This is a genomic window from Sphingomonas sp. Root710 (assembly GCF_001429065.1).
Classification (GTDB): domain Bacteria; phylum Pseudomonadota; class Alphaproteobacteria; order Sphingomonadales; family Sphingomonadaceae; genus Rhizorhabdus.
Window position 1 is genome coordinate 37,236 of sequence record NZ_LMIB01000016.1, and the last position, 11,569, is coordinate 48,804.

An 11,569-nucleotide genomic window follows, 5' to 3' on the forward strand; every position below is an offset into this window, starting at 1 on the left:
GCGAGACTCAATGGGACGTGGTGGCATGGAGGCGTCCATGAGGATCGGTCCGAAATGGCAACGATCGTCCGCTAGCATCATGACGGGAACGTGCTACATTGATCCCGTCGTTCCGATCTTGCTTGTGAGGTTCGGCCCGCGTTTCGCGGTGACTGTGGGCTCTCGACCGTCAGGTCGGGCGGCTCGCGAAATAAAAGACCTTCGGGAAATACGCGAGGCGCGTTTCCCACGGTCACGCGCAAGCAACCGACCCGGCTGCCGGGCCGGATTGCGCAGTTATGGGGGTCGTATATTGCGCAATATGTTTAGCGCAGGGGCGGGGCGTGCCCGTGCACTGTCGCATCTGGCGAAGAAATCTCTTCAAGTTGTGTTGGCAGGTGGGATCACAGTCAGTTCAACCATGGGACTGGCTCAATCGGTTGACGATCCATTTGGATTTCAGCAGCGATATATCACCAAGAGAATGAGACCTATCTGCGAAGACAGAGCGTTGCTCGACGCCTTCGTTTTCGAAGTGTTTGGCCATTACCGTGCCAATATGTCCTCTACGGGTGATAGGCAGCTTGCCGAAGAGGCCTTGGCGCGAGAGTTGACTGCTGGATCGCGAGTTTCGGCCCAGTTTCTTGAGTGGCAAGGCGGCCAAATCAACGGTTCTTGTCATCTGGACTTAGAGATCACACTCCCCCCGCAGAGCGTGGCCCAGTTGGGCGGTCACCCGCAGATGCGCGGCGACATGTGGTTCAATCTGGAACTCCGTGATGGGAAATGGACGCTCGTTAACGTCACAGATGACCTCGGGAGTGGGGATAACTCGTTCCGTCGTTTCGCAGCGCCGTTCACAGATGCGATGGTCGAAGCTCGACTTGCTGCAAAGTATCAAATGGAAGCCGCAGCGGAGCAGCAGCGGCGCGATCAAATCAGTGCAGAAATCAAACGGCGTGACGACCGCGCTCGTGCAGAACGGCAGGCCTGGATCCGAAGGCATCCGGCGGAATATGCCGCTCAGCAACGCGCCGAGGCAAACAGGCGTGCGGCTCAAGCCGCTGACGAACGCCGCCGTCGCCTCGCTTGCGAAGCACATGGGGGTACCTGGGGCCAACGGATAACAGAAATGTTCCCCGCCTGCTTTTTCAGGACGGAACGCTGATGTTGATGGTAGCAAAAGGTGCCGCTGGCGCGGCAATCGAATTGCACGATCACCATCTCGTCATAAGGCGGAGAGGTGTGGCGAGCATGCTGCATGGCATCGGCGGCGACAAGTCGATCCCCCTGTCCAGCATCACGTCGGTGCAATTCAAGTCGGCTGGCATCCTCATGCCAGGCGAGATTCGTTTCTCGCTGATGGGGGAAACGGCAGCGTTCTTGAAAGAGCGCGATCCTAACAGGGTGCAGTTTCGCGGTTCGCAGCAAGGCGCGTTCGAGCGCCTTCGCAGCGCTATCCACTCCAAGATCAATCTCCCCTCGCTGCAGGCCCTAGCCGTGCAAAGCGCCAGGGCCAGGGAGGCGAATGCCGAGTGGCCTACCCGTGTGGCTGGTGGCGGCACGCGCTATGAGACTTCCACACGCCCATCGCCGTTGCAGATCGAGGACCACTCACACGCGCAGCGGGTGGGCGGTGATTGGGAGGCAGCCCAGCCGCTGGACCCGTCTGCTGCCGGATGGTTGGCCGAGCATAAGATTATCCGGGGCATAGCATATGCTGGCATCGTGCTTTTCTGCCTGCTGGCCTTCCTTGCCATGCTCGCTGATGACCCTAGTACACCTATCGACGGGAACGGTGTTGAGGCGGCTCAGATAGAAGATGCTCCAACCGCGACGGAGGTGACCTATGAAGATGCACCTCCCGTCAGCGCCGACGATAGGTGGTTAGGGCAATATTCCGCCGCATTCGATGGCGCGAGTGGGACAGTGGAGATCACGCCACAAACAGGCGGCAGGCTTGCAGTCTCGATCGACATGGCCGGGGAGCGATGTGCCGGATCAGTTGCAGCCGTAGTTGATCGGCCGGAGGACAACCTGATCACGGTCGCGAAAGCGCCTTATGAGGATGGGGATGATCAGGAGAGTTCGTGTCGGATCAGCCTACGGAAGAACGGCGATGAGTTATCGATCACCGAAGAGGAGGTTTGCATGAATCATCACGGCATGAGCTGCGGGTTCAACGGCGTGGCTCGCCGGACGCAGTGACGTCGACCCTGCTGTTAACTGCCGCGACGTTCAAGGCAAGGCTGCCGTGCTCGGATGGTTGAACCGACGATCGAAGACCGCAATGATTTTTACGACCGATGGCACATCACTGAAACGAACCTCCGTCAAATATAGTTCGGAAGAGCCTTGCGAGATAGGCGAGGACTAACTGCCCTCCGTGGCAGCTTACCACCAGATCGCGGTCGAAAGCGGACCGTCGGCAAACCACCCCATCCCGGTCATTGATCAACCGATCGCCGAGCACTCTGCCGCTGATTGCTCCAGTTGCAGCTAGTCGCGGCGGAACCGCCGTTCCGGCATGGGCCGGCCGTCATCAAGCTGTCGCTGTACCTCTTCCCAGAAATCGTGAACGGCTCGGCCGCAACGGGGGCGGCTAAGGCATTCTTCGGTCTGCGGCGTATCGTTGAATCCCAGGCCGTAGATGATGCTGTTTATCGCCCGACCTAGATTCAGGTGTCGCAAATAGCTCCCGCCATCGGTCGTCGTCGGATGGCCGTCTTGCATCGCGGCCCAGAAATATTCGAAAGGATCACGGCTTCCGAAGCTCTGCGTGTACAGATAGGCGAGGCAAAAGCGCAGCGTCCATGACGGCTGAACTATTGCCTCGCTGCTCCTGCTGCGCGTATCCTGCAACGCCACCAGCGCCTTGAAGATGAGATGCTCGCGCACGCTTGGCATATCGGCTTATCGCTCAGAGTAGGAGTGGGTCGCCAAGACCATCCGCCACGCAGTACCGGGCGAATATCCGCGCAGCCTCCGTCGCCTCATGATATTGCCGCGTCCTCTTTCGCTCCGCATCGTCGAACGTGGGGGCATAGTTGCTGCCCTGCACGAGATATTCGTACATGGCTTGCGCAACGGCGCGGAGCAGCGGGTCGGCGTGAGTGACGGAGCGGGGATCTGGTTTATTGCTGGTCCCGCGGGCCATCGTCATCGTCCGCGAACTTGATGGTGCCTAGCTCGACACCGCGATCGATCCGGGTGTCTAGCGTCGCCGCCCATTCGCAGGTCACTCGCCAATCGGTCAGAGCGTGAGGGCTAACGTTCAACGCCTTGGCCATAGCATTGTCGTGCATCTCGTTTGCCACGACTTCACGGCTCTCGATCGCACGGATCAGAGTGGCGGAAAGGCCGGAAGCTTCGGCGAGCTGCTCGATCGAAAGGCCACGCCATAGCCGAACGGTTGTCAGCGCATGATAGCCGCGTTCATCGCCGGCATTGCGCACTTCAGCCGGCACCTTTTCACATTCGCCAGCGTCCAGCGTCACTAAGGCTGGGCCCAGAACGTTGATTGCCTCGAAGCCCTTATGGACGAAGCTGCGATATAGGGCCGACTTTGTCTCGTCCCGATCGATCGTCCGGTTTTCCAGTTCGGTCAGATCGTAGCCCGCCATCTCGGCGGCAATCTCGGCCATGCGGTGTGCGTAATCGATGTGCGTCGGCACCTTCGTGAAGATGGTCATAACCTGTTTCCCGACTCAGTGTCTCAGATGGACCATTGAGAACATAGAGAGAACATAAGAGTCAATTGCGGGCGGCGAAACAATCTATGCAGCCGTCCTTGCAAGCGTCGTCTCAGATGCCTCTTTGCCCGCCCGGGCGAGAGCGACAGTAAGCTTTCCGGCCGGCAACGGACGAAGCAGATCGGCTTCGGGTTGATCAGCGTATAGCCAGGATGCCCAATCTTCAGGCGGCAGGACGACGATCTGCCGGTCGTGGTAGGGCTGGATGTCGGGCCCGGGTGCTGTCGTCAGCATCGTGAAGACATCGGGGTCACCTGCGCTGCCCGCTCGCCAAATACCCGCGATCCCCAGCGCCCCGCTGTCCGCTAATGAGAAGCGCCACTTGCTCTTCGGGCTCTTCGGGCCAGTGAATTCGAAGAAAGCGGTGGCGGGTATGATTATTCGCTGCTCTTTCGAGAAGTGGCGACCGTCAGAGCGGAAGTTGAAGGCCGGCTTCCCGCCTGGGCGTACGGGGGGAAAGCTCCAGCGCATCTGAGCAAGTTCAACGACGTTGCCCCGAGCGCGCATGACAGGCGCCATATCGTTAACGCGAACGTCATCGGCCTCGGGCAAATCGTCTGGCGTCTGATCGACCGGAATGCCCAGCGCGAGCTTCTGCATGACTTCGCAATATTCTGCCCAGCGAAGATGCTGCTCATAGTCGTTGCACATGGCGGCTAGCGCTTTTTGGCCTTCTCTGCGGCCGCGTTCAGCTTCTCGCGGTTATTGCCGACTTCTTTGATGAGCCTCTCCGCTTCCCGCTTGGAGAGGCCGTGTTTGCGGGCGAAGTAGCTGACTTCATAACCCTCGCCAGCGGCGACGCGGCTTCGGTCTGCACCACCGCGTTTCGATTTGCTGTCGGCCATCGGATGCTCCTTTGCTGAGAAGCGCTCGAGGGGCGGTCGAGTTCCTCTGGCCAACGCCACGCGGTTATCTCCGTATCGGACCAATTCTTTCGGGTTCGCCTTGATAGAATTTCGCTACGGCCGCTACAGCGCCCGCGGGCACAACATCGGGAGGGGGGAATGAGGAACGCGAAGGTAGCATTTGCCGTGGCAGCGGTGGTCGGGGCTATGGCACCCGCAGCACATGCGGCGCAGCTAGGGGCTGAGTTGAGCGCGGCACGTTTTGACGACACCTGGGGCGCTGAAGCTGGTGTGACTTACCGGGTCGGGCTTAGCCGCATCTATGTCGCGCCGACCATCGGTGCGTTCATCTACAAGGGCGACAACGACCGCTACTATACCCAGCAGTTGAGCAACGGGACCGAAGTTTGCCGCGACAGCTCTAACGGCCAGTTCGCTAAAAAATCGAGGTGCAATAATGTGGCCGCTGCTCCCTATGCCAGGATCGAGGTAGGCTTTACCTTCCCTGAACTTTTCACCATCGGGGGCGGCGCGCGCTTCACAACCAAGGGGCAGGAAGTGATCCCTTATGGCACGATTGCGATTCCGATCGCGCCCAATGTCAATCTGAAAGCCAATGCCGGTAAGGACTACTATGCGCTTGGCCTGACTGTCGGATACTGATCACGACGAGCGCCTAGCGGTCCACACGGAGCAGAGGAGGATCAATGGTGGATGTGAGTGAACGAGTGTTCATGATTTCCGGCACAGACGCCAATGGCGACACCGAGATGTTTATGTCAGTCGATCGAGAGCGCGCCACCGCTAAGTATGTCGAGATGGTGACGCGCCTACGGGACGTCAGGAAAAATGACGCTTGGGACAACTTACAGGAAAATTAACACGGTTCACGCCGCCCCTTCTGGTGTTGAGCAGAGGCGGCTTGCGACCCAATTGCGGTCATTTGCTGATCGCGTAGAATGGGATGGGACGAAGTCTCCCCCGTTGGGAGTGAGGACTGCTGTTAGCGGTGCTCCAGATAAGGCTGGAGAAGCTACGCGACGGAGGAAGAGTGGAAAACATCTCGTCAGTGATTGCTCGCCGCATGGACGCCGTAGCAAAGCTCGCGCTCGATCGCGCGGCGATCGAACCGGTTGGTATACAGCGTTCACAGTATGAGACGATCGCGGCCAATTTTGAGGCTTACAGAGCTTCACTTCTCGCAGGCAAATTACCTCCAGTTGGCCTTGGTGCCGGGCTTGGCGCGGCACGGGCGATTAGCGAATGGAATATTGCGGATGCGAAGATATTGAATGCGGTGGAAGAGATAGAGCACCTGTACCGTACAGGCGCGCAATGACCGCCTCCCACCCCATCTCGGACATTCCGTACCGGATTGGATCGAATAGCTGCTACCGACCCTTTGTTGCTATTCCGCCGCACGAACCATTAGCCAGAAACCTGCCATTGCGACTAGCCCGAACTCCCGCCATTCTCCTCTAGGAGGTGGCGATCATGACTGCTTGGTTGAACGCAGACGGCAGGCCGTATGACCCCCACAAGGCAATCATCGCGTGGCAGGACGGGGACGCATCAGCGGGGGAGGAACTCTTCGAGCAACTCTATCATCAAGGTGCCGTCAACACCGCTTCATACGCTGCGGCTGAAGAGATTGTGAACATGATCATGGAGGCCTCGTCACCTGAATGGCACGCGTACGCGCTTCTGTCATTTATCGAAGAGGGGCGGCAGACGACCTCGAACCCGGCGTTGCCACCCGAACTACAAGCGTCGTAATTCAGCGCATGGGAGAAGGTTCTGCCCAAGGCACTTGCCGATCTACAAGACGCCGCAGACGATCCAACCGTGCGGAGCCTATTGGCCGTTGTTGCTCATGCGAAAGGGCAACACACGCTCGCGACAATCGCGCTTTGTACAGAGGACGAGCGGACCTTTGCCTTCTATTTCCGCGGAAGCCGCCATTTCTGTCCAAAACGGATTGATCGGCTGCTTGCGACCCCAAACTCAGGCGTAACGCGCAGGATTAATAACACCGGATTGCAGATGTGCGCTAACGGTGGCAGGCCCCGGTGACCATTCGTGTAAGGACGCAGGACGGTGCAGCTAGGCTATGCTGAAACAGGCCTTTTAGAAGACTGCTACGAGGACTGGCGGGCGCTATGGGAGATACCCTCAGTGCGGCCGGTGAGGAGCATCGACGACAGTATCGCCTTTGTCACACCACTCGTGATGGGCGGTTACCTGACAACCCTCAAGGTGACGGCTTGGGAGCAAGCAAAGGGGGCGGTCTTGATGCCACTCGACGAGGCTCTTGCCGTCGTGAAGGATCGAGCAAACTACTCGCCGCCTGCAAAAACTGACGAGACGTTTTATCTGCTTGCCATCACCGCAATAGGTGAAGCTGCAATCCCGCCAGCCGCATTCGCCGTCGAAGGTAAGATTTTGCTGTCCGGCGGGGGCCGTGGACGCCAAAGCGAAGATAGCCAATTGCCACATATGAACACCAAACCCTTCCGCTCAGATTTCCACGCCATCTCAAACGCTCGAGCAATATCGAGATACCGTCGCTCGTGAGAGCCCGAAATGCACGACCGTTTGCGATAGGCTGGCATTGTTGTCCCGCCGCCATTTAGCAACTTCGGCGGGATCAGCAGCCTTTGGACGGCCCAAGCTGGGCTTGCCATGATGGGTTCTGCCAGTAGCAGCTAGAGCCGCTCGCGCCGCTGCCCGGCCGTTCTCGCACCGCTCGACGATTCGCCGACGCTCCATGTCCGCCACTTGCGCAAGAACAGCGACAACGATCTCGCCCACACCGCGGCCGATCGCGCCAAGCCCATGAACATGGACAGTTACACCCATCTCAATCAGCCGGCGCACAGTGGCCTGGATATCGAGCGCGTCGCGGCCGAGCCGGTCGATCGCGGCAACGTGGAAGGTGTCGCCTTCGCGCACATACGTCAGCAGTCGGCCAAAGCCAGGTCGCTCGGCAGCCGGGATAAGGCCACTGACATCGGTATCGTCAAACTCCTTATCGAAATTGCCACCAAGCTCTATTCGTTGGGCATCGATCGACTGATCGCGAGATGAGACTCGATAATAAGCAATGCGTGACATGTGCGTTCCGTCTCGAAACCTACTCAACCATTTTGAACTAGGCGCACAAGTCTATTTAATATCTTTTGAAGCAGTGATCCAGACCCTATCATGGGAGTCGCATTACTTACAACTTCTCGGGATGCCCGACTTCAGGCCGATTGCCGAATCATTGGGTTCGGTTCGCTGACCGTGAAAGCGGACGCCAGTACCGAGGCACCGCGCGATATCTAATTCGAGCGCGGGCGCGCCCGCTCACTTGATCGGCCTCCGCCTCGGGGTTGAAAACGTGGATTGCGCCGACGGTTCTCGACTTCGCTCCTCCTCTTGGTAGGTCCTCTAGATATCGGAGACGGAAATTCCAGATTCGGGCATTTTGGGTGTCATGGCAATATCGGCGTGGGTCTGAGATGATCTCCTCTCGAAAAGACCAACGAAGGGGATCGAAATGCACGAATTTCATGCTTTCGCCGCAACGCGGCTTTGCTCCAACGCCGCTTATCACGGACGCGACCGGCAGATGATGTTCCGTGGAACCAGATTTCAGGCCATCGCTCCTGCGGCGATCAGCGCCACCCCAGCTTCTTAAAGGAAACCGCACCATGACGACGATTTTGGTACCTTCCTCCGCGACCTTTCCTTTTGGCGTGATCCTGTCTTGGCACATGGCCAATGGCAGCATCGACGGCCTGTCACTATACGAACAGGGACAGGCTTGGACCGACATTGCCCTCGCCACGGCGCTGACCGAGTGCGGCGTCGATACCGATGCGAGCACAGTCGGCCAATGGCGCCGGCGCGGGACCCTGCCGCACGGGCGCCGTCTGCGTGCTTTGCTTGACCTGCTGTTTGGAGACGATCCCGCGAAGCGGGCGTGGCGCGACGACCTCGAGGAAGCTGCCCGCAATGCCGTGTTCACCGCCAGCGATATGGTTCATCTGTTCAAAGTGATGGGCCGTCCGACCAGCCTGATCACTTTGCACGGCGATGGCTGGAGGCCATTCTCGCCGAACTTCACTAGGGTGAAGATCAAGGGCACGATCGACCGTTCTGACTGGCCGCAAGCGATCTTAAACCGGCAGGCGGAGCTGGCGGCCTATTTCGAGACAGAAGAGGCGATCCTCGACAGCAAGTGGGACGGCTATCAGGTGGGTGTACAGAGCCTGGCGCATCCGCATTGCAATGACGAGATCGATTACGGCCTCTCGGTGAACGGCTATGAAAACCGCTATTCGGATTTCCAGGCGACGGTTGGCGATCTGTGCAACGCGCATGAACAAGGGCGGCTTGCCACGGCGCGGCGGACTCTGGGCCTGCCGCGGCACGCCTCAGAGCCGGTGCCGGGTTTGGCCAATGGCCTGGGGACGGTGATCGTGGTGCGGACCGCTGATGATTTCATCATCACCGTCCGCCGCTCTAACAAGAGCCTGCGTGAGGGCGCGATCGATGCGGCGATCGCCGAAGGGATCGATCGCAAGAAAGATAAATTCGCACATGAGCCGGACAGTATCAACGTTTGGCACACCGCGTGGCGCGGGATCAACGAGGAACTGAAGGTTGAGGCGACCTATGACGACATCAAGCTGCTCGGCTTCGCGGTCGACACGAACAACCATCAATTTAATTATGTGGGCGTGGTCCGAACGACCCAGAAATATGACGATATCCTCGCGGCGCGCGCCGGGCACGACAAATGTAAGTGGGAGGTGGTCCCGCAGAAAATGCGCTGGTCGACCTTGGGAATTCGTCGGATGCTTGAGCAATGCACGAGTTGGCCGTTCAGCGCCTATGCGCTGTCGCTGGCCTGCATTCATTGGGGGCTATTCGATGCCATGGAATATTTTGGGCATTCGGCAACCGACATCGAAGCGATGAAGCGGCGCGCCGCCAAAGCAAAGGACAGCGAGGGACCTGATACCGAAGCGGCATAAGCCGGGCGAGGGCGGCGGCGGGGCTGGCTCCAAAGCCCGCACTGCCCCCGCAATTGATCCTCTCGCGAGGATCACCTAGTCCTGCAGCACCGGGTCATAGGGGTGCCGGTCATTCAAGCAGAAGCGCGGCCGCGATGACCCAGGATGGTTTCCTCTCTTTGTTGGCGTTGCTGCTTGCAGCGGTCAGTTTCTTGCCGGCGTCGCGACGTCTCCATCTTCGCGCAACGCTGCGACGAAGCCTCTCCGTGTCGATTCCGGCTTTTCTCCTGGTGCTCTACTTCGAGTGGTACGAGGCGTTCCACCTGCCCTGCCCTGCAATATTCGGTGACACCTGCCGGAAGGTCGATATGACGATGGCCAGCCCGTTTGGCCCGCAGGATGCGGCGCTCGCGGTGGTCCTCGTTTGGGCTGCTATAATGGGGCTGCTATACCGCCGTGATGCCGTAGGCCCGGCATCGTTGGTGGCGCTCCATGCCATCGCAGGCGACCTAGCCCGTGTGCGTGATTATGCGACCCTCGTCGATCTGGTCGAATCCCATCTCGATCTGATTGATCGCGCCGCAGACAGGCGGCTCAGTCGCCAGCGCCACTATGACTGGTGGGCGCGTCGCCGCCTGGCTCCGCCACCGGATTTCCGCATCCCCTTTGATCTCGACGTCGCCACGGAAGCGTCAGTCGAGCTTGGTTGGCGAACGAAGCTGGACAATGGTTGGGCAACGGTCTGCTCGTGGGGCCGCCGCACATCGGGCGTCCCTGGCTTATTGTTGCCGAGCGGCCGCATGATCGAGCAGTCGGCGCGCGGGTTGCGCAGCCTGTTCCTCAGCGATGTCGGACTGCGGCGCTATCTTGTCAGCGAGCGTCCGGCATTCGGGGCGCGGCTCATGACCTGCCCGGGCTACGAAGCGGGTGATTTCGCCTTCCGCTTCCTCAGCGACCTGGCCGCCGATACCGAAAGCAGCCTCTACCGGGAGATTGAGCGGACCGGTGGCTGGGATCATTGGCGGCCACGCGTCCTAGACGGCAATTACCCCGTCTTGGGCATTCTGTTGCACGACGCCCGCGTCGCAAACGACCTCTCAGCCTATCGTCCGCTTGCCGAGCATTTCATATCGCGCCTGCGGGCCGACAATGATCGGGCCTATGTTGCATCGATCAACTTGCGTCCCGATCGCCTGTGGGATGAGGTTGGCAAGCATCATGATCCGGGCTTCGCGATCCCGGTCTTCTTCGACTTGATGGTGACCGCGGCGGCGTTCCAAAATGTCCGGTCGCACATGTGGTTGATGTATGCAGACCATTTCGTCGACGCGATCCTCAGGGTTCACGACGAGACCGGGCCGGGGATCGATCCGGACGCTGAATGGCCAACGCGCGGATCGGAAATACTCTATCATATCGTCTCCGCGCTGGTCGCCTGGATCCAGCTGATCGAGGGGCTGCCCGACGGCAACTGGCATCTTACGATCGAGTTTGACCGAATCGACGGCGATGGCCGAATTCCGAAGTCGGCGATAGTCTCGCTCGCGCGGGTGACCCAAGCGATCCTGCTCGCCCCCAATGTCGGTCAGCGCTTCAAGTCCTATGTCGTGGAGATCGTCACGCGCTGCGTGAAGACACTACCAGATAGCGGCGATCGCGCTGCGTTTCGCGAGACGCTGGTGCGCGCGCTTTCTGGCGAGGCGGCGATCAGCCGCGAGAGCGACTTCGTGACCGCAGCTTGGTCGGCCTATCAAAGTATCGACTATATGCTGCGAGCCGGCACTCCGGATTTTGAGGCGGCATTGAAGGCGGCAGTACGGCCTCCTCGGATCGTCATGCCTTTCGCTCCCGCAGTAGAGTCGGCCATAAAGTCAATAACGACTGATTTATAATATTTTCTTGAAGTCCGCGCCGGGATAGTGGCAGCAAAGCTGCCGACTAAAGGATCACAAGGTACAACTTCTGATCATAGGGGCGCGAACAAAATCAG

General features: G+C 59.2%; 15 protein-coding genes. 9 read left to right on the top strand and 6 right to left on the bottom strand.

What is annotated here, in order from left to right; genetic code table 11:
• Positions 1-292: 292 nt before the first annotated feature.
• On the top strand, positions 293-1,147 hold the full coding sequence (locus ASE00_RS17505; protein WP_156405490.1) for a hypothetical protein: 855 nt from the start codon (positions 293-295) through the stop codon (positions 1,145-1,147).
• Positions 1,147-2,187 (top strand): DUF4429 domain-containing protein, encoded by a 1,041-nt coding sequence (locus tag ASE00_RS17510; protein WP_056382730.1) that lies wholly within the window; start codon positions 1,147-1,149, stop codon positions 2,185-2,187. The genes ASE00_RS17505 and ASE00_RS17510 overlap by 1 nt, the downstream gene beginning before the upstream one ends.
• Positions 2,188-2,478: 291 nt before the next feature.
• On the opposite strand, the gene ASE00_RS17515 is transcribed toward ASE00_RS17510, so the two are convergent.
• The 5 genes from ASE00_RS17515 to ASE00_RS17535 form a co-directional block, all read right to left on the bottom strand.
• Positions 2,479-2,877 (bottom strand): hypothetical protein, encoded by a 399-nt coding sequence (locus ASE00_RS17515; RefSeq protein WP_156405491.1) that lies wholly within the window; start codon positions 2,875-2,877, stop codon positions 2,479-2,481.
• Between the two features lie 22 nt (positions 2,878-2,899).
• Positions 2,900-3,055: a hypothetical protein gene (locus tag ASE00_RS17520; RefSeq protein WP_156405492.1), complete on the bottom strand. Its 156-nt coding sequence runs from the start codon at positions 3,053-3,055 to the stop codon at positions 2,900-2,902.
• Between the two features lie 58 nt (positions 3,056-3,113).
• The gene (locus ASE00_RS17525) at positions 3,114-3,671 is read right to left on the bottom strand and encodes a helix-turn-helix domain-containing protein (RefSeq protein ID WP_056382736.1); all 558 of its coding nucleotides are present in this window, start codon (positions 3,669-3,671) and stop codon (positions 3,114-3,116) included.
• Between the two features lie 84 nt (positions 3,672-3,755).
• The gene (locus ASE00_RS17530; protein WP_056382739.1) at positions 3,756-4,382 is read right to left on the bottom strand and encodes an SOS response-associated peptidase family protein; all 627 of its coding nucleotides are present in this window, start codon (positions 4,380-4,382) and stop codon (positions 3,756-3,758) included.
• A gap of 5 nt (positions 4,383-4,387) precedes the next feature.
• Positions 4,388-4,576: a DUF3606 domain-containing protein gene (locus ASE00_RS17535; protein ID WP_056382740.1), complete on the bottom strand. Its 189-nt coding sequence runs from the start codon at positions 4,574-4,576 to the stop codon at positions 4,388-4,390.
• A gap of 159 nt (positions 4,577-4,735) precedes the next feature.
• Here ASE00_RS17535 and ASE00_RS17540 point away from each other — a divergent pair, with 159 nt between their 5' ends.
• From ASE00_RS17540 to ASE00_RS23600, 5 genes are all read left to right on the top strand, one after another.
• A complete protein-coding gene (locus tag ASE00_RS17540) occupies positions 4,736-5,239 on the top strand; it encodes a hypothetical protein (protein WP_156405493.1) in 504 nt (167 codons plus the stop codon).
• 44 nt (positions 5,240-5,283) lie between these two features.
• Positions 5,284-5,457 carry a hypothetical protein gene (locus tag ASE00_RS23595; protein WP_156405494.1) on the top strand — a complete coding sequence of 58 codons (174 nt, stop codon included), beginning with the start codon at positions 5,284-5,286 and terminating at the stop codon, positions 5,455-5,457.
• Between the two features lie 170 nt (positions 5,458-5,627).
• Positions 5,628-5,915 carry a hypothetical protein gene (locus tag ASE00_RS17545; protein WP_156405495.1) on the top strand — a complete coding sequence of 96 codons (288 nt, stop codon included), beginning with the start codon at positions 5,628-5,630 and terminating at the stop codon, positions 5,913-5,915.
• Positions 5,916-6,070: 155 nt separating this feature from the next.
• Complete coding sequence (locus ASE00_RS17550) at positions 6,071-6,352, top strand: hypothetical protein (protein ID WP_156405496.1); 282 nt, start codon at positions 6,071-6,073, stop codon at positions 6,350-6,352.
• A 321-nt stretch (positions 6,353-6,673) separates the two neighbouring features.
• Positions 6,674-7,150 carry a hypothetical protein gene (locus ASE00_RS23600; RefSeq protein ID WP_056382745.1) on the top strand — a complete coding sequence of 159 codons (477 nt, stop codon included), beginning with the start codon at positions 6,674-6,676 and terminating at the stop codon, positions 7,148-7,150.
• Here ASE00_RS23600 and ASE00_RS23095 read toward each other — a convergent pair.
• A complete protein-coding gene (locus tag ASE00_RS23095; RefSeq protein WP_082594817.1) occupies positions 7,112-7,690 on the bottom strand; it encodes a recombinase family protein in 579 nt (192 codons plus the stop codon). The two genes, ASE00_RS23600 and ASE00_RS23095, sit on opposite strands and share 39 nt — an antisense overlap.
• 581 nt (positions 7,691-8,271) lie before the next feature.
• Between ASE00_RS23095 and ASE00_RS17565 the strand changes: the two genes are divergently transcribed.
• Both ASE00_RS17565 and ASE00_RS17570 read left to right on the top strand, forming a co-directional pair.
• Positions 8,272-9,600 (top strand): hypothetical protein, encoded by a 1,329-nt coding sequence (locus tag ASE00_RS17565; protein ID WP_156405497.1) that lies wholly within the window; start codon positions 8,272-8,274, stop codon positions 9,598-9,600.
• 269 nt (positions 9,601-9,869) lie between these two features.
• Positions 9,870-11,471 carry a hypothetical protein gene (locus ASE00_RS17570; RefSeq protein ID WP_162256490.1) on the top strand — a complete coding sequence of 534 codons (1,602 nt, stop codon included), beginning with the start codon at positions 9,870-9,872 and terminating at the stop codon, positions 11,469-11,471.
• The last annotated feature ends 98 nt before the right edge of the window (positions 11,472-11,569 follow it).

Bases quoted from the DNA above. Each gene is read 5' to 3' on its own strand.
- ASE00_RS17510 (WP_056382730.1), top strand. From the start codon at position 1,147: ATGTTGATGGTAGCAAAAGGTGCCGCTGGCGCGGCAATCGAATTGCAC.
- ASE00_RS17520 (WP_156405492.1), bottom strand. From the start codon at position 3,055: ATGTACGAATATCTCGTGCAGGGCAGCAACTATGCCCCCACGTTCGAC.
- ASE00_RS17525 (WP_056382736.1), bottom strand. From the start codon at position 3,671: ATGACCATCTTCACGAAGGTGCCGACGCACATCGATTACGCACACCGC.
- ASE00_RS17530 (WP_056382739.1), bottom strand. From the start codon at position 4,382: ATGTGCAACGACTATGAGCAGCATCTTCGCTGGGCAGAATATTGCGAA.
- ASE00_RS17535 (WP_056382740.1), bottom strand. From the start codon at position 4,576: ATGGCCGACAGCAAATCGAAACGCGGTGGTGCAGACCGAAGCCGCGTC.
- ASE00_RS17540 (WP_156405493.1), top strand. From the start codon at position 4,736: ATGAGGAACGCGAAGGTAGCATTTGCCGTGGCAGCGGTGGTCGGGGCT.
- ASE00_RS23595 (WP_156405494.1), top strand. From the start codon at position 5,284: ATGGTGGATGTGAGTGAACGAGTGTTCATGATTTCCGGCACAGACGCC.
- ASE00_RS17550 (WP_156405496.1), top strand. From the start codon at position 6,071: ATGACTGCTTGGTTGAACGCAGACGGCAGGCCGTATGACCCCCACAAG.
- ASE00_RS23095 (WP_082594817.1), bottom strand. From the start codon at position 7,690: ATGTCACGCATTGCTTATTATCGAGTCTCATCTCGCGATCAGTCGATC.
- ASE00_RS17565 (WP_156405497.1), top strand. From the start codon at position 8,272: ATGACGACGATTTTGGTACCTTCCTCCGCGACCTTTCCTTTTGGCGTG.